This is a genomic window from Flagellimonas sp. HMM57 (genome assembly GCF_021390175.1).
GTDB lineage: Bacteria > Bacteroidota > Bacteroidia > Flavobacteriales > Flavobacteriaceae > Flagellimonas.
Genome location: NZ_CP090004.1, coordinates 3,643,150 through 3,667,005 on the forward strand (window position 1 = coordinate 3,643,150; position 23,856 = coordinate 3,667,005).

A 23,856-nucleotide genomic window follows, 5' to 3' on the forward strand; every position below is an offset into this window, starting at 1 on the left:
TTTTAACAAGGTGCAAAAAAACTAAGGGATTTATCCATATAGAACTTATTATCCCCCCACTCTTTTTACCGAAAAACCATTTTCCTTTAAAAAGTCCATAATTTTATCGCGGTAATCCCCTTGGATAAGTATAATGTCATTTTTATAACTGCCACCTACGCTTAAATACGATTTTAAGTCCTTAGTCAATTTTTTAAAATCTGAATCAGCACCTGTATAGCCTTCTAGAATGGTAACGGGCTTGCCTTTTCGCTTCTCGTATTTACAAAGTATGGGCGAATCTTGTATCCAGTACTTTGGGGGGTCGGCTTTTGGAGCTTCACTTTCTTCGGGTACATGATCCGGAAATAAATTTTTAAGTTGGTCCTGTAAATCCACAAGCTATTTTTTTACCAGTCCAAGTTCTATGAGGCGTTCATGCAAATATTCTCCTGCTGAAATATCTTCGAAACCTTTTGGATTTTCTTCATCTATGCAATTTTCTAAGCAGTTTAAGGGCATTTCGCTCACGGGGTGCATAAAGAAAGGAATAGAATACCTAGAAGTTCCCCAGAGCTCCTTTGGGGGGTTCACAACCTGGTGTATTGTGGATTTTAATTTATTGTTCGTTAAACGTGAAAGCATATCTCCAACATTGATCATAAGCTGGTCTGGCCTTGCAATGGCATCTACCCATTCGCCTTCATGGTTTTTTACCTGTAGGCCTTTGCCATGAGCACCCATCAGCAGCGTAATAAGGTTAATGTCCCCATGTGCAGCAGCTCTTACTGCGTTTTTTGGTTCCGCTGTAATGGGCGGGTAATGTATGGGTCTTAAAATGGAATTTCCATTTTTTATCCACTCATCAAAATATAGCTCATCAAGTCCCAAGTGAAGTGCCAAGGCCCTGAGTACATATTGAGCTGTTTTTTCCAGCATTTGGTAGGTTTCCTTCCCAACCTTGTTAAACTCAGGTAACTCGTCTACCAATGCGTTTTTTGGGTATTCAGCTTCAAGTGCAGGATTGTCTTTCACATATTGTCCAAAATGCCAAAACTCTTTCAGGTCGCCCTCCTTTTTCCCTTTGGCATGTTCCTTTCCAAAGGAAGTATAGCCCCGTTGGCCTCCTATGCCTTCAATTTCATACTTGTCTTTTGCTTCTTGTGGGAGATGAAAAAACCGTTTGATTTCTTTATAGAGCTGCTCTACCAAATCATCGGAAAGAAAGTGACCGCTCAAGGCCACAAATCCGATATCTTCGAAAGCTGCCCCTATTTCTTTTATAAACTTTTCTTTTCTGGATGCATCACCAGATACAAAATCTTCGAGATTTACACTTGGAATAGCACTCATACGATTCATTTTAGTTTAATTTCAAAAGTAATGAATTAAGCGAAACGTTTTAAGGATTTACATAGTCCATAGATGCCTTTTTACTATTTTTACCCCTACTGAATTTACCTAAATGAGATACCATATTGGCGATTTAGACCAACAAAAATTACTGGATTTGTATGCAGCTATGCTGAAGCCCAGAATGATAGAGGAGAAAATGCTCATTTTATTGCGGCAAGGAAAAATTTCCAAATGGTTTAGCGGGATAGGGCAGGAAGCTATTTCCGTTGGTGTAACGCACGCTTTAAAATCTGAGGAATATATTTTGCCGATGCACCGTAACCTTGGTGTTTTCACCTCCAGAGGGATTCCGTTAAATCGACTTTTTAGTCAATGGCAGGGAAAACAAAATGGATTTACACAGGGGAGAGATCGCAGTTTTCACTTTGGCACCCAAGAGTACAAGATTGTAGGGATGATATCACATTTAGGCCCACAATTGGGTGTCGCTGATGGTATTGCTTTAGCTGACATGCTTCGGAGAAAAAAACGGGTCACCGCTGTTTTTACTGGTGAAGGTGCTACCAGTGAGGGTGATTTTCATGAAGCTTTAAATGTTGCATCGGTATGGAACTTACCCGTGCTTTTTTGTATTGAAAACAATGGTTATGGACTTTCAACACCGACCAAAGAGCAATATAATTGTGAAAATCTTGCAGATAGAGCCAAAGGGTACGGGATGGAATCTAGAATTATTGATGGGAACAATATTCTAGAGGTGTATTCCAAGATCGATGAACTTTGTAAAGCTATCAGAAAAAGGCCGAGACCTATACTTGTGGAGTTCCAGACATTTAGAATGCGCGGGCATGAGGAGGCGAGCGGTACAAAGTATGTTCCAGATAAGTTGATGAAAAAATGGGCAAAAAAAGACCCAATTGCCAATTACGAAGCTTTTTTGTTGGAAGAGCAATTAATTTCCGCGGAAGAAATAGAAGTGCTTAAGTCTAAAATCACCAAAGAGATTAATTCGAATCTTCAGCTTGCGTTTGACGAGCCTCCAGTAGAGTGTATTCAAACTAAAGAATTAAACGAGGTATATGAAGATTTTGAATATCAACATATTGAATCCAATTCAGAAGTAAAAAATATTCGACTCGTTGACGCAATTTCGCAAGGCCTTGAGCAATCCATGGAGAAATACAATGAGCTGATTATCCTTGGACAAGACATAGCGGATTATGGAGGTGTTTTTAAAATCACCGAAGGATTTACCAAAAAATTTGGTAAAAGTAGGGTAAGGAATACCCCTATTTGTGAATCTGTCATTGTATCTGCTGCTATGGGGTTATCCATAAATGGAATGAAAGCGGTAATGGAAATGCAGTTTGCCGACTTTGTCAGCTCTGGATTTAACCCCATTGTCAATTATTTGGCAAAAGTGCATTACAGATGGGGAGAAAAAGCCGATGTGGTTATTCGCATGCCCTGTGGTGGTGGAGTGGGTGCAGGTCCTTTTCATTCGCAGACCAATGAGGCGTGGTTTACCAAAACACCTGGGCTTAAAGTGGTTTACCCTTCTTCTCCATATGACGCCAAAGGTCTGTTGATTACTGCCATAAACGACCCAAACCCCGTTTTGTTCTTTGAACACAAAGGCTTGTATCGAAGCGTTTATGGAGATGTGCCAACAGCTTACTACACATTGCCTTTTGGAAAGGCAAACCTTATAACTGAAGGGGACATGATTTCTATTGTAACATATGGTGCAGCTGTTAAATGGGCTACAGATTTCTTGGATAAAAACAAAGAAATACATGCAGATGTCATAGATTTGCGAACACTTCAACCTCTGGACATTGAAACTGTTTACACTTCGGTGAAGAAAACAGGAAAGTTATTGATATTGCAGGAAGATACCTTGTTTGGTGGTATTTCGAGCGATATTTCGGCAATGGTAACTGAAAATTGTTTTGAATACTTAGATGCACCTATTAAACGTGTTGGAAGCTTGGAAACTCCCATTCCTTTCGCAAAAGGATTGGAGGAAAATTACTTGCCCCAAAAAAGGTTTGAGGAAGCGTTGAAAGAAATTTTAGACTATTAAATTTTACCTTTTTAACTAACTTTTAACAAGGCAAACAGATCATTATGCGGTTACGACCGTATATAATTAATGTAAATCCAATATTAAAACTCCAATTTCTTATGGTAAAACAAACATTTTTATTTCTGGCATTAGCAACTTTTTTGCTAACGTCCTGTTCGGTTTCAAAAAGTGCTAGGACACAACGGAATCTTTTTAGTGGTTCTTGGACGTTGAACAATGTATCTTACGAAAACAATACGGGTAATTTTAAATCCGTCATTTTCAATGATGCTGAAGATATCTGCTTTGAAGGCAGCGATTGGTTCTTTAGGGACAATAACAGTACAGGTAGGTATACGATTTCATCCAGCACACTTTGTCAGGGTGGTGATCGTTTCTTTAGATGGTCCGTTGTGGAACCTTCCCAAAACTACAGTAGTCAGTTGCAATTTAAGTTCATTGATGAAAAGCGAAAGGACATTTCTGGGGGATTTGGATATCGACTTAATATTGCCAGTATCAATGAACAATCAATGACGCTTAAGTCAAATGTCTCCGTAGATGGACAGCCAGTAACCATAGTATATGAATTCACAAAAAAATAAACAGATGAGAAGAATAATCTTAAAGAGCACAACCGTTGTTTTGACATTGAGTTTGATGCTAAGCTGTAATGCTATCAAGAATGCCAACAACACTCAAAAAGGTGCAGGAATAGGAGCTGCAGGAGGTGCCGTAATCGGTGGAGTGATAGGTAATAATGTAGGAAAGGGCAATACTGCACTGGGCGCGATTATAGGCGCTGTAGTTGGCGGGGCTGCTGGAGGTTACATTGGTAATCGAATGGATAGACAAGCGGAACGTATTGAAGAGGAGATTCCGGGAGCAGAAGTAAATAGAGTGGGTGAGGGAATCAATGTAACATTTAATGAAGATGCCGGTGTTTATTTTGATACCAATAAATCTGATGTTAAAGGTACATCTGCATCTACTTTGGACAAGTTGGCTGGAATTTTTAAAGAGTATCCTAATTCCAACGTACTTGTTGAAGGTCATACCGACAGTGCAGGTAGTGAAGAATACAATTGGAGCCTTTCCAAACAAAGAGCTGAATCAGTAACGAAATATTTGGTTTCCAAAGGGATTTCTAGCGGAAGATTTACTACTAAGTGGTATGGTGAGACCCAACCTAGAGAAAGTAATGAGACTTCTGCGGGCAAGGCAAAAAACAGACGTGTTGAATTGGCCATTGTAGCTAGCGAAGAACTTAAACAAGAAGCATATCAAAATACGAACAGGTAAATAACCCAGGTGGTATTTATTTTTAGAATCCCGACTTGTTAAGGTCGGGATTTTTATTTTTAAAGAGTTATCTTCATAGAGTGAATGACCCTAAAATACTAATTGTAGGTGGAGGATTGGCCGGATTGACTGCGGCGTTGGATTTAGCGCAGCGGGGAAAACAGGTTTTGGTCATTGAAAAGAACACCTATCCAAATCATAAAGTGTGTGGGGAGTATGTTTCTAATGAGGTCAAGCCCTATTTGGAACATTTGGGATTATCCTTATCAGATTTTAGCCTACCAGAAATCGACACACTGCAAATAAGCACCCAAAAAGGGCGGGTCACACAAATTGATTTACCATTGGGTGGCTTCGGAATAAGTAGGTACGCATTGGACTACCATCTTTACATGCTGGCCAAAAAAAAGGGGGTTATTTTTCAATTTGATACGGTTACCGATATTCAATTTATTAATGATGAATTTTTGGTAACCCTCTCTGCTGAGAATACGATTTCGGCTATGGTGGTTTTGGGAGCTTTTGGTAAACGTTCTAACTTAGATGTTAAGCTTAAGCGCGGATTTATAAAACAAAAGTCCCAGTGGCTGGGTATAAAATGTCATTATACATATAGCGGTCATCCTTCCAATATGGTCGGATTGCATAATTTTCCTGGCGGTTATGGAGGATTGTCCCAAGTTGAAGATGGGAGTTTGAATTTCTGTAGTTTGGTTAATTATGAAAGCTTTAAAAAAGAAAGGGATATTACTGCTTTTAATGAAAAAATAGTTTCGCAAAATCCCTTTTTGAGAGAGTTTTTATCCAAGGCAGCACCAAAATTCGAGAAATCGATAAGTATTGCCCAGATCTCATTTGAAAAGAAAAAGGCGGTTGAAAATCATATATTAATGTGTGGAGATACCGCAGGATTGATTCATCCGCTTTGTGGCAATGGAATGGCCATGGCTATACATAGTGCAAAATTGGCTGTTGAAAGCGTAATCCACTTTTTGGAAAAAGCCAGTTTTACGCGGGAGAACATGGAAAATGAATATCAACAGCTATGGGAGAAGAATTTTAAAGAGCGATTGTGGATGGGAAGACAATTGCAGAAGCTTATGATGCATACCAAATGGTTTAATTTTGGGATGAATACGGTGGCAAATTCAAGAATGGTTCTTCGTGGTTTGATTCGGAGCACTCATGGAAACCCAATTACGATTTGATGGATTTTTCGGTCAGAAGTATACAGCCTGAGATTATGGACGATGCTAATCTGGAGTACGATAAGCTCAGTGAGGCGTACGAGGATATCAATAGGTGCAATAAGATGCTGGGTGGAGATGGAATAACCATAAATGCGGTCTGGAATTTAATAAAACCCAACACAAATAAATCGTATACGATTTTGGATATGGGCTGCGGAGATGGTGAAATACTTAGAAAGCTGTCTACTTTTCTTGATAAAAGAGGAATTTCGCATAGTTTGGTCGGCATAGATTTAAAAGAAGATTTGCTGCGCATTGCAAAAGAAAAATCCAGTGATTTTCGGAGTCTCCAATTTAAGAAAATGGATATCTTAAAGGCTGACTCTGAGTTTACCTGTGATATTTTGATCAATACATTAACAATGCACCATTTCGATGAAGACCGTATCGATGTCTTTTTACGGCAGTTTGTAAAACTCGCAAGAGTTGGTGTGGTCATTAATGATTTGCAGCGTAGTAAACTGGCCTATTGGCTTTTCCATATTTTTGGACTATTCTTTATTAACACAAAAGTTGCCAAGCATGACGGTCTTGTTTCTATAACCAAAGGATTTAGGAAAAAAGAGCTTGTTGAGTTTTCAAAAAATATACCGAACGTTTCACATACCATTCAATGGAAATGGGCTTTTAGATATGTTTGGATAATGAACTTTAAACGACAGTATAGTTAATGAATTCAGTTCGTGTTGTGGAGGTATCTAAACAGGTGCCCAAGTATAGCAGAGATACATCGGATATAATACCTTTTATAAATACATGGCTTTCCGGACAAGATAATCGCTTTTGTAGAAAGGTGGTGAAAATATTTGAGGGAGCGGGTGTTGATCGCCGCTATGGCATTATGGATATTGATGAGGTCTTTATGGCTACCTCTTTTGAAGAAAAAAATGCTATTTATGCTAGAGAAGCGAAACTATTAGGAGAGAAAGCTTTGGTTAAAGCATTGGCAAAAGCCAACTGGAAAAGCGAATCGTTGGATTTTATCATTACGGTAAGCTGTACGGGTATCATGATTCCTTCGTTGGATGCCTATTTGGTCGATACGGTAGGGTTAAAGCAAAATATTGTTCGACTTCCTGTTACCGAAATGGGATGCGCAGCAGGAGTTTCAGGTCTTATATACGCCACTAATTTTCTGAGGGCAAACCCCGGAAAACGTGCGGCCGTAGTTGCCGTTGAAAGCCCTACGGCCACCTTTCAGCTAAACGATTTTTCCATGGCAAATATGGTCAGTGCCGCAATATTTGGTGATGGCGCGGCATGTGTTTTACTGTCTTCGGAAGCTGACGCTCAAGGACCGAAAGTGGTTGGAGAAGAAATGTATCATTTTAAAGATGCTACACATTTAATGGGCTTCGACCTAACCAATACTGGGTTGAAAATGATTTTAGACCCTGCTGTTCCCCAAGTGATAGCAGAACATTTCCCAGATATTGTGCATCCGTTTTTACAGAAATTCAATTCGAGCATTGAGAAAGTGAACCATTTAATTTTTCACCCCGGCGGAAAGAAAATTGTTCAAACTGTGGAGGAATTATTCGGTAAATTGGGCAAAAACATAGATGATACTAGAGAAGTTTTAAGGGCGTACGGTAATATGAGCAGCGTTACCGTGCTCTATGTCCTAAAGCGATTTTTAGAAAAGGATATAAAAACTGGAGAACAGGGAATGGTTCTAAGTTTTGGTCCCGGGTTTTCAGCACAGCGTGTTTTATTGGAATGGTAATTAGATTGGATTAGTAATAATGGGTGATACAGCGAAATGGGCATTGATATTGGGAGGTAGTAGTGGACTTGGTTTGGCGGCTGTAAAAAAATTAGCTGAGGAACAATTTAATATAATAGTTGTTCATAGGGATAGAAAATCTGATTTAGAAAAAATTAATGATACTTTTCGAGAAATTACTTTAAGTGAAAAAACGCTGTATAATTTTAATATCGATGCTATAAATCCGGAAAAAAGAGAGGGACTAATAAAAGAAATTGCAATACTCATTGGGGCCCAAAAGATTCATGTGCTGGTTCATAGTATCGCAAAAGGCAACTTAAAGCCTATGTTGGATGAAGAAGGAAATGCATTGGGCAATCAGGATTTTCATTTGACTATTGATGCAATGGCGATAAGTCTTTATGATTGGGTGAAAGGATTGGATGAAAAAAATCTCTTTGCAACGGACGCACGTGTGATTGCTTATACCAGTGAAGGCAGCTCTAAAGCTTGGCGAAGCTATGCGGCGGTATCCGCGGCTAAAGCTGTTTTAGAATCCATTGTCCGTAGTATAGCATTGGAATTTGCACCAAAAGGCATTAAAGCAAATTGTATTCAAGCCGGTGTTACCTATACAAAATCCCTTCAGATGATTCCCAATAGTGATTTGCTTATGCAGAAGTCCATACGAAGAAACCCAAATCAACGCCTAACGACTCCAGAAGATGTAGCAGATGCAACGTACCTTCTAACATTGAAAGAGGCTAAATGGATAACAGGAACTGTTTTAAAAGTAGATGGAGGGGAAAGTTTGCAATAAAGGATGACAACAAAAGAAATAATAGCACTATTGCCCTACAAAGCTCCTTTCCTCTTTGTTGATAGTATCAATGACATTGATGAAAATGGGGTTGAGGGTACGTTCACTTTTGATAAGAACTCTTCTTTTTACGAAGGCCACTTTAAAGACTTCCCTGTTACGCCAGGGGTTATTCTAACTGAGTGCTGTGCACAAATAGGTGTCGTGTGCCTTGGTATATACCTGCTTAAAAATGAGAATATAACCGGAGCTGAAAAAGATTTAAAAATAGCTTTAAGCAGTTCGGAAATGGAATTTTATCTACCTGTATTCCCAGATGAAATGATAAGGGTTGTTTCAGAAAAGGTGTATTTCCGGTTCAATAAGCTAAAATGTAAAGTAAAGCTCTTTAACTCAGAAGGCAAACTGATGTGCAAGGGTGTTTTGGCAGGGATGTTTAAACAAGGGAAGAATGGAAAATAGAGTTGTAGTAACCGGTATGGGCGTATGTGCGCCTAACGGAATCGGTCTTCCTGAATTCACAAAAGCGTTAAAAAATGGAATTAGTGGAATACGTTTTTACAAAGAATTAGAGCAATTAAACTTTGGGTGTCAAATTGCTGGTAAACCGAATATTGAAGATGTTGAATTAAATAAATACTTTACTGATTTGCAATTGAAAAGGCTTAATGCAAGTGGTGTAATTTACGGTGTTATAGCAGGTAAGGATGCTTGGCAAGATGCAGGTTTGCCCATAGTTTTTGAAACTGGCCCCGATTGGGATAGTGGAATCATATTCGGAACCGGAATTCTGGGTGTAGATAAGTTTCGGGAGGCAATTTATCAAGTTGATGAAGGCGATGTGCGACGATTGGGGAGTACCTCGGTAATTCAGACCATGGCTAGTGGAATCAGCGCTTATTTGGGCGGTATGTTGGGGTGTGGAAATCAAGTTACGACAAACTCTTCTGCTTGTACCACGGGTACCGAAGCTATATTAATGGGGTATGAACGTATAAAATCCAAAAAAGCTGTTCGTGTATTGGTAGGCAGTTGTAGCGATAGTGGGCCTTATGTTTGGGGCGGATTTGATGCTATGCGCATACTCCCCAGAAAATTCAACACTGACCCAGAGCGAGCGAGTAGGCCGATGAGTGCCTCTGCCTCTGGGTTTGTCCCTGGTAGTGGGGCTGGGGCTCTTGTCTTAGAATCCTTGGAAAGTGCCCTAGAACGTAATGCCACCATCTATGCGGAAATTTTAGGCGGGAACGTAAATAGCGGTGGCCAACGCGGAGGCGGTACCATGACCGCCCCAAATAACGAGGCCGTTGTTCGTTGTATCAAATCAGCCATAAATGATTCAGGGGTTACTTCTAAAGAAATAGATGCGATTAATGGTCATTTGACTGCTACGACAAAGGATACAGTAGAAATACAAAATTGGAGTAATGCCCTTGGACTTTCAAACATCAACTTTCCATATATCAATTCTTTCAAGGGCTTGTTTGGGCATTGTTTAGCAGCAGCTGGTAGTATCGAGTGTATCGCAACGTTATTGCAATTTCGAGAAAAACAGTTATTTGGGACCATTAATTGTGAAGATGTACATCCAGAAATAAGTAAAGTGGTGGATGATTCAAAAATTCCAAAAGCTACAATCAATTTTGAGCCTAAAATCATAGCCAAAGCAAGTTTTGGTTTTGGGGATGTAAATGCCTGTATTATTTTTAAGGCGTTTAATCAAGATTAAATCCAAATATCTAAGATGCAAGACGAACAACGATATCAAAAATTAAAAGCAATCATACAGACCTATTTGCCGGATGATGTTTCCGTAAACGACATCACGTTGGAAAGTAATTTCACGCAAGAACTAAACATCAATTCCGCTAATTTGGTAGATATTGTTTTGGATGTTGAAGATGCTTTTGACATTATGCTGGAGAATGAAGATATGGACGGCATGCAGACTGTTAAGGACGCGTTACTGATTATAGATGGCAAACTAGCTGAAAAATGAAAGATTTTTTGAACTATGCATCGAGCAAGTTTAGGATAGATAAACGATTAGCACTAACATACTGCTTGGTTTATTTTATTTGGGGAATGTGCATGAACTGGTTTGGCGCTCAAATGGAAATAGCTAAGTTTACGTTTTGGTGGCAAGTGATCACTTGTTATATCATCTATATGATACCCATTTCATTGCTCTTGCGAGGATTACCATTTCATACGCAATATGCTTATGGACTGATAGCAATGGGACTTCTTGAGTTTGGAGGGTACGCCTTGGAGACTTCCTATGCCTATCCAAACAATATTTTAGATAAACTTTTTAACATCCGTAATTTTAGCTTAGGAATGGCCCTTTTTTTTGCATTGTATTTCCCACTGGGAAATTGGGGCGTTTCTAAAATTTATAATGCTTTATTTGAGAGGTAAATCAGTATATGCTAATCAATATCAAAAACCATTTTGACCTTTACTAGATTATCAGCTCTATTTTTCTTGATTTTGATGCCATAATCAATAGAATAAAGACTTGTGGTGCCAATAAGTTGATTTCCACTTTGGTTAAAAGTTATGGTTATGGACTTGGTAATATCCTTAATAGTAAGATTGCCAATGACGATTAGCTTTTCACCTTCAGATTTCACTTGTTTACTTTCAAATCGTATTCTTGGATAGTCATCAACATCAAAATACTTACCACTTTTTAGAGACCAATTTCGTAGGCCATTATTGGTATCTAAAGTTTCCGAAGCAACGGAACCTCTAAGAACGGAATTTTCGAGGTTGTCAAAGTCTATTACTGATTCCGATTTAAAACCAGCAATAGTTCCTTTAGTTTCTTTGGAAACGAATTCAAATGAAATTTCCGCATCAACGATTTTGTTTGTTTGACCAAATAGGGAGGATATGGATAAGCTAACGGCAAAAAATAGCGAAAACAAGAGCGACTTCATACTATATTTTGCTTTTAAAATTACAGATTTGATTTTAATAAGAATTCTTTTTAAAAGATTTATGGAGAAAAGATTTTTTTGTTTAACCTTTTATCTTTCCTACAAAAAATCCTACGATATTTGTCATTGATTTGCTATAATTAATGGTTTAATAATTTTAAAATCATAAATATTTGTTTATCAGTTTTTTATAATTCTTAAATATTACAAGTATAAATGTTAAATATTTAAAATGAAGTTAATTTTTTAGAGTTGTGTAGGATAATTATTAACTTTAAGTAAAGTTGAGAGATTATGAAAGTATAAACAAAATGCCATGAATGATATTAATGAAACAAAAACTGTACATATTCAAGAGCTACTCATTAAAATTGAGCGAAATAATAATATCATTCAAAGACTTTCCAAAAAACTAAACTCATATACTTGTGAACCACATAATTCTTATTGTTTTGAAAAAATGTATGACCTAAAACATAACTTCAAGGTTTTTTCAGGGCAACAAAATCAAATTATGAGGTTGTTGAATCAAAAAAAAGGAATGGCAGAAAACTTAAATAAAGAATTGCAGTTGCACCTAGAACGCTTTAAACAATTGGAAAGTGATATGGCCGCCTACCTTTTGGACATGGACCAATATTCCTAAATCTTTCAATAGGCTTTCAGAAAGTAGAAATGAAGGTCATTTTCATTAAATTTTATACGCTACCAAACATTCGTATTATTGCAATGTAATAATCAACTTTGTTTTAATGGGAAAGTCTTCAAACGGAGCATTGGTTATCTTGGCCTTTTTTGCTATTTATGTTATTTGGGGCTCTACATATTTGCTGAATAAAATAGCAGTATTGGAGCTACCTGCGTTTATGTTGGCTTCGTTTAGATTTATAACTGCAGGCCTTTTAATATTTGTTCTTGCCAAAATTTTGGGTATCAAAATTACGATTACAAAAAAACAGTTATTGAACTCGACTATTGCAGGCTTTTTGTTTTTAAGCTTCGGTAATGGAGTGGTGGTATGGGCATTACGGTATGTTGATACCGGCTTTGCAGCTCTGGAAATATCAGCACAACCGCTTATTATTTTGCTGTTGATGCGAATTCTTCAAGGTAAGAAAATACAGCCCATGTCTGTGATAGGTGTCATTTTTGGAATTATCGGTATTTACCTATTGGTGAGCCAAAAGCAGATAATTAGTAAAGAGGGTTCTATTTTAGGTATGGTAATGATATTTTTCTGCATGCTAAGTTGGGGGTATGGTAGCCTTTTTGTGGCCAAGGCAGATTTACCTACCAATTATTTTGTTAATACGGGGTATCAAATGTTCACAGGGGGAATAATTCTGGCATTGATGAGCTTAGGTTTTGGCGAAAGTTGGAGTTCTCCACTGGTCTGGAGCGTAAAAGTACAGGTTGTTATGCTGTTGCTTGTGGTTTTTGGAAGTATTTTGGCATTTACTTCGTTCAATTATTTATTAAAATCGGTATCTCCTGAGAAAGTCGCTACTTCTACTTATGTAAACCCTATAGTTGCCCTAATTCTAGGATGGTATTTTTTGAACGAACAAATTACCGTCCAATCCATTTTTGCAGCAATAGTTTTACTTACAGGTGTTTACTTTATCAACACAAAAAAGACCTTGGCTATTTTTGAGCGATTTAAGCGATAGTTTTGGAATACTGCCATCTTAACATTTTAATAATCTTATCATTTTTAGTCCCAATTAATGATAGAGAAATGTTAATAATGAACGTTTCAGGATATTTTATTGCATGAATATCCTGAAAAACAAATATTTCGACCCAACCATTTGCTATCTTTAGACTCTTATTAACATATACTAACTTATAATATATTATCAGGAGTAACATTTATGGCTAAATCACAACAGACTTATAACAAATCAGAGAGAGAAAAAAAGCGTTTAAAGAAAAGGGAAGAGAAGCAAAAAAAGAAGGATGCCAGAAAGGCCGAAGCCAAAGAAAGTGGTAAATCCGGAATTCAATTTGCTTATGTAGATCACAACGGAAATCTAACGGATACACCACCAGACCCTACACAAAAAGTTGCTATTGAGGCGGAGAACATCACTCTTGGTATTCCTAAAAAGGAAGACATTGAAGAGGAGGAGTTTGACCCAATACGAAATGGTAAAGTTTCTTTTTATGATAGTTCAAAAGGGTTTGGCTTTATTATTGATTCTGAGACTCAAGAAAAATATTTTTGTCACGTCAGTGGTTTGATTGACGAAATTGCTGAGAACGATAAAGTATCTTTTGAACTCGAAAAAGGTATGAAGGGCATGAATGCAGTTCGTGTAAAGAAGATTTAATTTTAAGAACTCCAAAACTGTCACTTCTCTTTTATTAGCTTTTTTTAAGTCTAATTTTAATTTTTATTGCTCATGAACATTTTTTTTAAATACAGATTCTTTTTATTGTCGTTCATGTTGGTTGGATGTGCTTCCCAGCAAAAAAATACTGTTGAAGAAATAGAGAAGCTGGATAAACTAATTGCGAAAAAATCATTTGAAATCAGGCCCCGCTGGGCTAGACCTCTGGTAAGTAATAGTCTTAACAGCATTGCTAACGCTGGCTTACTTCCTCTGGGCAGCACTGCAAATCAAATTGATTTGATGGGTACTTCGAGTCATTTTAGAATTCTGGGTGACAGTGTAATGGCAAAACTACCTTATTTTGGTGAAAGACAAATGGGAGCAGCTTACAATAGCACTAATGGTGGTATTCAGTTTAGTGGAATACCTAAGAATTTAAAAATAAAGAAGCAAGATAGCGGCAAGGGTTATAAAATTGACTTTCAAATCAATAATAATACGGAAACGTATAATGTAAGTGTAAATTTACATCCTAATTTACAAAGCCGCATCAATGTCAATAGCTCTCACAGGAATATGATATCGTATAGTGGTCAAGCTTATGCATACTCTACCAAATAATCTTGTTTAAAACCTACTTTACTTTCTTCTAGTTTATATACTCAGTTTGGATTGAATTAATAATATTTTAAAAAAGTGATTTTTTGACAAGTGCATACATATATTTTTTATTAAATAGGACTTTCAAATCTTAATACTATGTAAAATTTTATATATAAATATTCCTGTTAGTGGTCATAAGGAATATTAATGGGTTTTAAAGTGTTAATAAATTGTTTATGTTAAAAAGGTTTAAATTCTTACACTATTTTTAGGGCATGACTAATTCAGCGTTCTTTGTTTTTACTTTTGGTTTTTTGGGCTTTTTCACCAATACTATCACAGCTCAGTTGGATACTAAAAATGAAAATTTATATAAAACTTTCGATAGCATAGTTGGTGAAGAGGTTTCAGGTCTTTACAACGGTGTTCAATATAACAATGAGTTCATTGTTTTAGAGGAAAAGCACCAATTCTTTGGTGCAAATGAATTTATAAAAGGATACGTCCAGTATGATGGACAGAATTATTATGACATCTCCCTTAAATACGATTTACTAAATGACCATGTTATTGTAAGCCCGAAAAATGCTTCAGGAAGTCTTACATTCAGACTTATTAATAGTAAGGTCAATCGTTTTGTTATTAATGACAGGCTTTTTGTCAATACAACAAAAAATAATTTAGATAGCACAGAAAATATTGGTTTTTGTGAGGTGTTGCTTAGTAAAGATATTTTTAGCCTTTATAAAAAGTACATCAAAAAAGGAAGTGAGAAATCAAAAAATAGCAAGGTCTTTTTTGAATTCAATCTTAAGGAGTCATATTATCTAAACTATGGGGATAACTTCCTGCCTGTAAATACCCGAAGTGAACTGATTTTAATATTTCCTGATAGAAAAAATGTAATCAAAGATTATTTTAAAAGTTATAGAAATCTTCTAAAATCCGACCATGATACTTTCCTTGAATTACTCTTAAAGCGTTTATACGAAATTAATGAATCAAACACTATATAGAGTACACTACATGAGATTAACAATACTATTATTTTTTTGCCTGATCAGTAATTTATGCATTGCTCAGGTGAATGGAAAAGAAATTTCTATATCCTTTAATGAAGTAACAATTCCTCAAGCTCTATCCATAATTGAAGAAAGAACGAATTATCGTTTTTATTATTTGGAAGAGTGGTTTGACGATGCTTTGATATCAGGCAACTATGAATCCAGGACCATTGAAACCATAATTGAAGATGTTTTAAAGAAGGTTGAAGTGAACTTTTTTATGTTTCAGAAGGATATGGTGGTTTTGACAAAAAACACGATAATCTACGATTCTCTTCCAGAAGTTTTTGACAATAGTGTAGCCCATGACTCGACCGACACTGACAATATAGTGTCTACTATAACTGATACCCCCATTTTTTCCACAAAAGCCGATTCTGATATACCGTCACGAATAGAAACCTTTAGGATAGGGAAAAGAAGTAAGGTCCAACGCTCTGACAAAGCTACTTTAAAGGGAATAATTTCTAATATTACTTCCAAAGAACCTATACCTGATTTACAACTCATTGTTAGGGAGCAAAACCTGACGGCTTTGACTAATGCAAATGGCTATTATGAAATAGAGTTGCCTATAGGCACCCACATGCTAGAAATGATAGCATTAGGTATTGAGAACACAAAAAAGCGTATTGTTATTTACAATGATGGTAATCTAGACTTTAAATTGAATGAAAGTATAGAACTATTGGATGAAGTTGTAGTCAAGGCTGACGCAAACAAAAATGTTGCTAATACTACAAGTGGCTCTGAGAGTATTGACGCAGAGGAATCCAAAAACATTCCGTTGGTTTTAGGGGAAAGAGACGTCTTAAGAGTAGCTACCTCACTCCCTGGAATCACTACTGCTGGTGAAGGTTCGTCCGGTTTCAATGTGAGAGGTGGTAAATCCGACCAGAATTTGATTCTATTGGATGATGCAGTAGTTTATAATCCGCAGCACTTCTTTGGCATATTTTCTGGACTAAACCCTTTTGCCATAAGTAGTCTTGATGTCTACAAAGGAAGTTTCCCAGCCGAATATGGTGGTAGATTATCTTCTGTTTTTGATATAAAGACAAAAAATGCGGATACTCAAAAAATTAAAGCGGAAGGATCGATTGGTCCAGTAACAAGTAACGCTTTGATTGAACTTCCAGTGCTAAAAGAAAAATCTTCTCTTCTGTTAGGCGGTAGGGGTGCGTATGCCAATTGGATTTTAAGATCTCTTGATGAACCTTCTTTAGAAAACAGTGAAGCATCGTTCTATGACTTTTTAGGTAGTTACAGCCACAAAATCAACAGCAACAATAATATTAAGGCTACAGGTTACTACAGTAGGGATGATTTTAGCATTACTTCGGATTCACTTTTCGTTTATAAAAATAGATTGGTATCCGTTAAATGGGACCATGCTTTTAATGATAAAACAACTGGGAGTTTGGTGGCATCTAACAGTCAATATGACTTTAACATTGAGTTTGATGGAAATTCAAATAATGATTTCATCTTTGGTTATCGAGTCAATGAGAGTGAGGTTAAGCTAAAAGTGAACCATACAAATAAATCCAAACTAACATATGCTTACGGTCTTGCAAGTAAATTATATAATATAGATCCTGGGAACTTAGACCCAATAGGAAGTGGTAATTCAATTACTGAACCAAGAACCATTCCAAGAGAAAGAGGATTGGAATCTGCAGCTTTCTTATCGGCAAACATTGACTTGACAAAAAAACTTTCTCTAGAGGCTGGAATAAGAGTATCTCATTTTGCATCACTGGGTGAGAGTACTCAAGTGATTTTTGAGGAAGGTCAGCCAAAAAATCAAGCCACAGCCATAGACACATTAAGTTTCGCCAAAAATGAGATTGTTGAAAACTATTTTAATCCCGAACCACGTATTTCCGCAAGATATTTAATTAATCCAAGCTTATCTCTTAAGGCTGGCTATGGTCGAACCTATCAATATATACATAGGCTTTCGAATAATACGACGGTTTCACCTATAGATACGTGGAAAATTTCAGATTTAAATATTAGACCACAAAGTGCAGATCAATTTACCTTGGGGATCTTCAAAAATTTCGACGATAACAAATATGAACTGAGTTTAGAAGGGTTTTATAAGCAATCAGATAATATATTGGATTTTAAGACAGGAGCTCAAGTGCTATTAAATGAAAATATAGTTTTAGAAACTTTACAGGGTGAAGGAAAATCTTACGGAGTAGAATTCTTGGTTCGAAAAAATACGGGAAAACTAAATGGTTGGCTTGGATACACCTATTCACGTTCACTTATTAGATTTGATAGTCAGTTTCCAGAAAATCAAATAAACAATGGTGATTTTTTTCCGTCAAATTTTGATAAGCCACATGATTTGAGTTTAGTGGCCAATTATAAATTTTCAAAACGTTTTAGTTTCTCTACCAACTTTACCTATCAAACCGGGAGACCGGTCACGGTTCCTGTAGGAAGCTTCACTTTTGACAATTCGGAGTTCGTTGTTTTTAGTGACAGAAACAGTTTCCGTATTCCTGATTTTTACAGGTTGGATATTGGGTTAAATATTGAGGGGAACCATAAAGTAAAAAAACTGGCCCATAGCTTTTTTACAATATCTGTCTATAATGTTTTGGGGAGGAACAATCCTTTTTCAGTATTCTTCTTGACCGAGGATGGCGAGGTAAGAGGTCAAAAAACTTCTATATTTACAATTCCAGTTCCTGCTATAACCTATAACTTTAAGTTTTAGTTTAAATGGAAATACGTTATAGTTTGATCAAATCTATTTTTGCTATAGCTTCTATTTTCCTTGTTCTTGGATGCACGGAGCCCTTCAATACATCTTTGGAAGATTTCGAGGACATACTGGTCATAGATGCCTTCATAACCAGTGAGATAAAGCAACAAGAGATTTTTGTTTCAAGAACCTTTATCACGGGCAATGCCGTGCAACAGGAAAACGATGCACTCGTTACGGTTGTCGATGATACGGGGAACAGCTATGTTTTTAGTGAAACAGAACCGGGCACCTATGTATCGGACCAAATGTTCGGTGCGCAACCTAACGTTTCTTACTCTTTGAAGCTGACAACCTCAGGAGGCAGTGTTTTCAGTTCTGGCCCGATTTCAATTTCGGCCGATGCCGAACTGGAAAGCATTACAGCTGAAAGGACCGTTTTGGAAAATGGACAGGAGGGCATCGCGATTATGGCCAATGGTTTTGATGTGGAAAATGAATCTGTTTTTTACAGGTATGATTACGAAGAAACCTACAGGATAGATGTTCCGTTTTCTACAGGTGGAAAATTTGTGATAGTCTCGGAAAACCCTCCAGAACTGGATGTTGTTCCCAAAACAAGAGAAGAAAGTGTATGTTATGGGACTAATTTATCGAATTCGATTTTGATAACTACATCGGAAAACCTTTCTGAAAGTAGGATTGAGAATTTTCAGGTAAGATTCATACCCAAGACAGACTTTGTTCTACGGAGTAGATACAGCATCCTTGTAAACCAATATGTGCAATCGAACGCAGCGCAAACGTTTTATGAGGACCTACAGGAATTCTCGAACATAACCACATTGTTCGCACAGACGCAACCGGGTTTTGTGAGGGGCAACATTGTTTCCGAGAATAATGCAAGTGAGAGGGTATTGGGTCTTTTTGAGGTCTCTTCCATGACTTCTAAAAGGATTTTTATAAACCTAGAGGACTTTTTCCCTGATGACAACCAGCCCGAATATATCATTGATTGTGCTTCAGAACAGTTCCCTCAAAATGACAGTTTTCTTTTTGAACTGGTCAAGAATGGTGCACGTCAATACGCAGGAGAGGACTTTGGTGTATATTTTGTTGTACCAACCGGTTGTTCGGATTGCAATGTTTATGGAACAAATGTCAAACCTGATTTTTGGATAGATTAATCTAATTGATTATGAAAATGTTATTTAATTGCTGGATTAATTTGATTAAGGGTAAGAATATATTTTTAATGAAATTATTGGAGAGGATTTCTACTAGAAACAATTTTTATCAATTTTCTTGTAGGCTGAAACAAGAATGGGAAACAGAACGCACGGGTGCTGTATGTGTCATACCATTTTTTGCACTTTCAAGCTATTATAACTTTTGTTTTGTATGGTGAAGAATTTAAGTTTGATCAAATCTATTTTTGCTATAGCTTCTATTTTCCTTGTTCTTGGATGCACGGAGCCTTTCAATACATCTTTGGAAGATTTCGAGGACATACTGGTCATAGATGCCTTCATAACCAGTGAGATAAAGCAACAAGAGATTTTCGTTTCAAGAACCTTTATCACGGGCAATGCCGTGCAACAGGAAAACGATGCACTCGTTACGGTTGTCGATGATACGGGGAACAGCTATGTTTTTAGTGAAACAGAACCGGGCACCTATGTATCGGACCAAATGTTCGGTGCGCAACCTAACGTTTCTTACTCTTTGAAGCTGACAACCTCAGGAGGCAGTGTTTTCAGTTCTGGCCCGATTTCAATTTCGGCCGATGCCGAACTGGAAAGCATTACAGCTGAAAGGACCGTTTTGGAAAATGGACAGGAGGGCATCGCGATTATGGCCAATGGTTTTGATGTGGAAAATGAATCTGTTTTTTACAGGTATGATTACGAAGAAACCTACAGGATAGATGTTCCGTTTCCTTCTGATATGGAACTTGTAGTGGTTTCAGAGAACCCTCCAGAACTGGATGTTGTTCCCAAAACAAGAGAAGAAAGTGTATGTTATGGGACTAATTTATCGAATTCGATTTTGATAACTACATCGGAAAACCTTTCTGAAAGTAGGATTGAGAATTTTCAGGTAAGATTCATACCCAAGACAGACTTTGTTCTACGGAGTAGATACAGCATCCTTGTAAACCAATATGTGCAATCGAACGCAGCGCAAACGTTTTATGAGGACCTACAGGAATTCTCGAACATAACCACATTGTTCGCACAGACGCAACCGGGTTTTGTGAGGGGCAACATTGTTTCCGAGAATAATGCAAGTGAGAGGGTATTGGGTCTTTTTGAGGTCTCTTCCATGACTTCTAAAAGGATTTTTATAAACCTAGAGGACTTTTTCCCTGATGACAACCAGCCCGAATACATTATTGATTGTACTCCCGAAGAATTTCCTGACAATGATTTGGCCCTTTTTGAACTGATCAAGAATGGTACGTATCAATATGTATCAACTGAGATTAGGGGATTTCTGCCACCTTTTCCTGTATCCTATATTGTTGTACCAATTGGTTGCGTGGATTGTACTTTTTATGGAACAAATGTCAAACCTGATTTTTGGATTGACTAAAACTTCAAGAATATGAAGACTACTATTATAGCTTTTTTTGGTTTAATTTTATGTGTTGGTCATGCTCAGAAAAATATTCTGAACATCGATAACAATTACCTATTGGATGATACGGGGCGAGAAAGAGTTTTTATTCATTACAACACATCATTCGCTCTGGTAGGTGAATATTTGTATTATAAGTTTTATTGTTTAGAAACAAAAACCAATAGATTTAGCAACATTAGCAAGATTGGTTATATTGAACTTATTGCTGAAAATGGTGAAAGAGTTTTTAAACAAAAAGTGAGATTGGATAAAGGATTGGGGCAAGGAGATTTCTTTTTACCTGTTTCCACAATTTCTGGAAACTATAAGCTTGTCGCTTATACTCAATGGATGAGAAATTGGGGACAGGATACTTTCTTTAAGGCTGATATCGTAATAATAAATCCTTATAATAATAATCAAAAAAGAGTGATGAATCGCGAAAGCGACATTGAAGCAAAGCAAAATAGACCTTATGATGTTGATTTAAAAATCAGCGAAAAACAGCTCAAGCTTTTTGATGGGAAAAAGAATTTTTCTAAAAGAGAAGCGGTAAGTATGACATTGAACAATGACTTTCAAAAAATACCTAAAGGTAATTATTCACTATCGGTACATAAGACAGAGCATTTTTTTCCAGATTTAAAAAACAGTACGCAAAGTCATATTTTTGAAGGTTCAAGATCTAATGATTTGATTGATGAATTAATACTTCCCGAATTGCGAGGTGAACTTATTTCCGGTAAGGTAATTTCAACGAGTCCAGAGCAACCGGTTCATAATTTAAAAGTAAGTCTTTCTATTCCAGGAGAAGATTATCAACTTAAAATTGCTCGGACAGATGAGGACGGAAGATTTTATTTTAATGTAAGTAAAGAATATCAAAGTGAAAAAGCATTATTACAAATACTTGATGTAGAGGGTTTTGAGTACAAGATCGAGATGGTCGATATGCCCAATGCTATCGATTATAAAAAACTCAAATTCCAGTCTTTTGAATTAATGTCTGACATGAATTCAAAAATCTTAGAGTACAGTATTCAAAATCAAATAGAAAATGCATATTTTAAAGTGAAGCCAGATACCATAATTACATCTTCATTATCTGAAAAATTTTATGGTAAACATGGTGAAACCTTTGTGTTGGACGATTACACTAGGTTTGCCACGGTTAGAGAAACTGCATTGGAAATATTAAAGAATGTTTGGATAAACAAAGGAAAGGATAATAAGTATGAATTTGGTTTGCGAAGTGAGAACGGTGAATTTGCCCTTTCCGAGTACCCCTCTTTATTGCTAGTCGATGGGCTGGTTTTACAAAATCAAAATCAGTTTATAAGTAATTTCAATGCTACCAAGATTAAAAGCATTACTATAGTTAGAAATCAGTACAGAAAAGGGGCACAGATTTTTGATGGTGTAATTGATGTCCAAACCTTTGATTCGAATTACCCTGAAATCTCAAACAATAAAAACTTAATGATTGTGAATTTGCATAAACCTGCTGTGGTAAAGAGTTATTTTCGTCAAGTTTACAGTCAAGATTCTTCAGTCAAGTTACTAAGAATCCCTGATCAAAGACGACAGCTATTATGGATGCCTAACTTGCGGATTGAAGAAGAAGAAAATGAGATAACTTTTTATACCTCTGACGTGCAAGGCGACTTTGAAATATCTTTGGAAGGTTTTACTGAGGAAGGAAAACCTGTATCCTTAAAAGAAGTAATTACTGTAAATTAATAGAAATAGTCCTCGATTTTTCTTTTCACTGATTCGCAACTTAAAAGAGATCAGTGAAACGTTGGTGATTTTGTTATAGCTTTACTATCCATATTTGTCCAATTAGATTAGCTTAAATAAAAATGTCATGAAATTAACTCTTACGATGCTAAAACTGATTTTCAATTGTTTACTTTTTTCCTTTATAGTTTCATGCAACGGAAAAAAAGACGAACCAAAAGAAACTGTCAGCGAAAGTATAGAGGAACAAGTGGACTCAACCAGTTTGCCAATTCAAAACTTAAACCTGCCCGAAGGATTTAGGGTATCCGTATTTGCTGAAGGAATAGATGGAGCCCGATCTATGGCACTTGGGGATAATGGGACGCTTTTCGTAGGAACCCGAAATGAAAAAACAGTATATGCCCTTCAGGACTTGGACGGGGATTATAAAGCTGAAAAGGTAATGGTCTTGGATTCAACTTTAGAAGTTCCCAATGGCGTTGCATTCAAAGATGGTGCGCTTTATGTTGCTGAAGTCGGTCGATTGCTCAAATATTCGAATATTGAACAGGATTTATCGAACCTTCCAAAACCAGAAATTATCTATGACGATTACCCTACGGAATTCCATCATGGGTGGAAATACATTTCATTTGGACCAGATGGTAAGTTATATGTTCCCGTTGGCGCACCTTGTAATATTTGTGAGAGTGAAGATGAACGTTTTGCCTCCATCACACGAATGGACCCCGATGGAACCAATAGGGAGATTTTTGCAAAAGGTGTTCGCAATACGGTCGGTTTTACGTGGCATCCAGAAACAAAAGACTTTTGGTTTACCGATAATGGCAGGGATATGATGGGAGATGACGTTCCCCCATGTGAGTTAAACAAAGTAACCACAATTGGTGAACACTTTGGATACCCTTATTGTCATGGCGGCACTGTAAAGGACCCTGAATTTGGTGACAAGCATCCATGTTCTGATTTCGTTCCACCAGTACAAGCTTTGGGAGCCCATGTAGCACCACTGGCGGTTAAGTTTTATACTGGTGACATGTTTCCAGAAAAATACAAGGATTATGCATTTATTGCCGAACATGGGTCTTGGAACCGTTCTTCGAAAGTGGGTTATAAAATCTCCGTGGTAAAGTTGGACGGTGATAAGGCCGTAAGCTATGAGACGTTCTTGGATGGCTGGTTGGACGAGGAAAGCCAAGAGCGATTTGGTAGACCTGTTGACATACTGTTCCTAGAAGATGGCTCTATGCTCATATCTGATGATTTTGGTGATGCCATTTATCGTGTATCTTACGATGAAAACAGCATTGCAAGTGTTAATTGATTGAACACAGA

Annotated in this window: 24 protein-coding genes; 21 read left to right on the plus strand and 3 right to left on the minus strand. The window is 37.0% G+C overall.

Annotation, left to right across the window (positions count from 1 at the left end; translation table 11 throughout):
* Nucleotides 1-48: 48 nt before the first annotated feature.
* Entirely contained in the window at nucleotides 49-378 is a 330-nt protein-coding gene (locus tag LV716_RS16175; protein ID WP_163418814.1) for a translation initiation factor, read from the minus strand.
* Nucleotides 379-381: 3 nt separating this feature from the next.
* Nucleotides 382-1,332, minus strand: coding sequence for an isopenicillin N synthase family oxygenase (locus LV716_RS16180; RefSeq protein WP_163418815.1), 951 nt, complete (start codon nucleotides 1,330-1,332; stop codon nucleotides 382-384).
* A gap of 112 nt (nucleotides 1,333-1,444) precedes the next feature.
* Here LV716_RS16180 and LV716_RS16185 point away from each other — a divergent pair, with 112 nt between their 5' ends.
* From LV716_RS16185 to LV716_RS16235, 11 genes are all read left to right on the plus strand, one after another.
* Entirely contained in the window at nucleotides 1,445-3,421 is a 1,977-nt protein-coding gene (locus tag LV716_RS16185) for a thiamine pyrophosphate-dependent enzyme (RefSeq protein WP_163418816.1), read from the plus strand.
* Nucleotides 3,422-3,522: 101 nt separating this feature from the next.
* Entirely contained in the window at nucleotides 3,523-4,008 is a 486-nt protein-coding gene (locus tag LV716_RS16190; protein WP_163418817.1) for a lipocalin family protein, read from the plus strand.
* A 4-nt stretch (nucleotides 4,009-4,012) separates the two neighbouring features.
* On the plus strand, nucleotides 4,013-4,705 hold the full coding sequence (locus LV716_RS16195; protein WP_163418818.1) for an OmpA family protein: 693 nt from the start codon (nucleotides 4,013-4,015) through the stop codon (nucleotides 4,703-4,705).
* An 80-nt stretch (nucleotides 4,706-4,785) separates the two neighbouring features.
* Nucleotides 4,786-5,913: an NAD(P)/FAD-dependent oxidoreductase gene (locus LV716_RS16200; protein ID WP_163418819.1), complete on the plus strand. Its 1,128-nt coding sequence runs from the start codon at nucleotides 4,786-4,788 to the stop codon at nucleotides 5,911-5,913.
* Nucleotides 5,913-6,626: a methyltransferase domain-containing protein gene (locus LV716_RS16205; RefSeq protein ID WP_233759162.1), complete on the plus strand. Its 714-nt coding sequence runs from the start codon at nucleotides 5,913-5,915 to the stop codon at nucleotides 6,624-6,626. The genes LV716_RS16200 and LV716_RS16205 overlap by 1 nt, the downstream gene beginning before the upstream one ends.
* Entirely contained in the window at nucleotides 6,626-7,681 is a 1,056-nt protein-coding gene (locus LV716_RS16210; protein WP_163418821.1) for a type III polyketide synthase, read from the plus strand. Before LV716_RS16205 ends, LV716_RS16210 begins: the two co-directional genes overlap by 1 nt.
* 19 nt (nucleotides 7,682-7,700) lie before the next feature.
* Complete coding sequence (locus tag LV716_RS16215) at nucleotides 7,701-8,483, plus strand: SDR family oxidoreductase (protein WP_163418822.1); 783 nt, start codon at nucleotides 7,701-7,703, stop codon at nucleotides 8,481-8,483.
* 3 nt (nucleotides 8,484-8,486) lie between these two features.
* A complete protein-coding gene (locus LV716_RS16220) occupies nucleotides 8,487-8,945 on the plus strand; it encodes a 3-hydroxyacyl-ACP dehydratase FabZ family protein (protein WP_163418823.1) in 459 nt (152 codons plus the stop codon).
* Complete coding sequence (locus LV716_RS16225) at nucleotides 8,935-10,212, plus strand: beta-ketoacyl synthase (RefSeq protein WP_163418824.1); 1,278 nt, start codon at nucleotides 8,935-8,937, stop codon at nucleotides 10,210-10,212. Before LV716_RS16220 ends, LV716_RS16225 begins: the two co-directional genes overlap by 11 nt.
* Nucleotides 10,213-10,227: 15 nt before the next feature.
* Complete coding sequence (locus LV716_RS16230) at nucleotides 10,228-10,482, plus strand: acyl carrier protein (RefSeq protein WP_163418825.1); 255 nt, start codon at nucleotides 10,228-10,230, stop codon at nucleotides 10,480-10,482.
* The gene (locus LV716_RS16235; RefSeq protein ID WP_163418826.1) at nucleotides 10,479-10,904 is read left to right on the plus strand and encodes a hypothetical protein; all 426 of its coding nucleotides are present in this window, start codon (nucleotides 10,479-10,481) and stop codon (nucleotides 10,902-10,904) included. The genes LV716_RS16230 and LV716_RS16235 overlap by 4 nt, the downstream gene beginning before the upstream one ends.
* 11 nt (nucleotides 10,905-10,915) lie before the next feature.
* Here the strand turns inward: LV716_RS16235 and LV716_RS16240 are convergent, their stop codons facing one another.
* Nucleotides 10,916-11,428, minus strand: a complete 513-nt coding sequence (locus LV716_RS16240; RefSeq protein WP_163418827.1) for a YceI family protein — start codon at nucleotides 11,426-11,428, stop codon at nucleotides 10,916-10,918.
* A gap of 316 nt (nucleotides 11,429-11,744) precedes the next feature.
* Between LV716_RS16240 and LV716_RS16245 the strand changes: the two genes are divergently transcribed.
* The 10 genes from LV716_RS16245 (at nucleotide 11,745) to LV716_RS16290 (ending at nucleotide 23,845) form a co-directional block, all read left to right on the plus strand.
* Nucleotides 11,745-12,074, plus strand: coding sequence for a hypothetical protein (locus tag LV716_RS16245; protein ID WP_163418828.1), 330 nt, complete (start codon nucleotides 11,745-11,747; stop codon nucleotides 12,072-12,074).
* Nucleotides 12,075-12,180: 106 nt separating this feature from the next.
* A complete protein-coding gene (locus tag LV716_RS16250) occupies nucleotides 12,181-13,098 on the plus strand; it encodes an EamA family transporter (RefSeq protein ID WP_163418829.1) in 918 nt (305 codons plus the stop codon).
* A gap of 204 nt (nucleotides 13,099-13,302) precedes the next feature.
* Nucleotides 13,303-13,761, plus strand: coding sequence for a cold-shock protein (locus LV716_RS16255; protein WP_163418830.1), 459 nt, complete (start codon nucleotides 13,303-13,305; stop codon nucleotides 13,759-13,761).
* A gap of 72 nt (nucleotides 13,762-13,833) precedes the next feature.
* A complete protein-coding gene (locus LV716_RS16260; RefSeq protein ID WP_163418831.1) occupies nucleotides 13,834-14,385 on the plus strand; it encodes a DUF4251 domain-containing protein in 552 nt (183 codons plus the stop codon).
* 257 nt (nucleotides 14,386-14,642) lie between these two features.
* Nucleotides 14,643-15,383: a hypothetical protein gene (locus tag LV716_RS16265; RefSeq protein ID WP_163418832.1), complete on the plus strand. Its 741-nt coding sequence runs from the start codon at nucleotides 14,643-14,645 to the stop codon at nucleotides 15,381-15,383.
* Nucleotides 15,384-15,450: 67 nt separating this feature from the next.
* The gene (locus tag LV716_RS16270) at nucleotides 15,451-18,168 is read left to right on the plus strand and encodes a TonB-dependent receptor domain-containing protein (protein ID WP_370637433.1); all 2,718 of its coding nucleotides are present in this window, start codon (nucleotides 15,451-15,453) and stop codon (nucleotides 18,166-18,168) included.
* A gap of 5 nt (nucleotides 18,169-18,173) precedes the next feature.
* On the plus strand, nucleotides 18,174-19,343 hold the full coding sequence (locus LV716_RS16275) for a DUF4249 domain-containing protein (RefSeq protein WP_163418834.1): 1,170 nt from the start codon (nucleotides 18,174-18,176) through the stop codon (nucleotides 19,341-19,343).
* Nucleotides 19,344-19,557: 214 nt separating this feature from the next.
* Nucleotides 19,558-20,751 (plus strand): DUF4249 domain-containing protein, encoded by a 1,194-nt coding sequence (locus tag LV716_RS16280; protein ID WP_163418835.1) that lies wholly within the window; start codon nucleotides 19,558-19,560, stop codon nucleotides 20,749-20,751.
* Nucleotides 20,752-20,763: 12 nt separating this feature from the next.
* Nucleotides 20,764-22,518 carry a hypothetical protein gene (locus tag LV716_RS16285; protein WP_163418836.1) on the plus strand — a complete coding sequence of 585 codons (1,755 nt, stop codon included), beginning with the start codon at nucleotides 20,764-20,766 and terminating at the stop codon, nucleotides 22,516-22,518.
* A gap of 127 nt (nucleotides 22,519-22,645) precedes the next feature.
* A complete protein-coding gene (locus tag LV716_RS16290) occupies nucleotides 22,646-23,845 on the plus strand; it encodes a sorbosone dehydrogenase family protein (protein WP_163418837.1) in 1,200 nt (399 codons plus the stop codon).
* The last annotated feature ends 11 nt before the right edge of the window (nucleotides 23,846-23,856 follow it).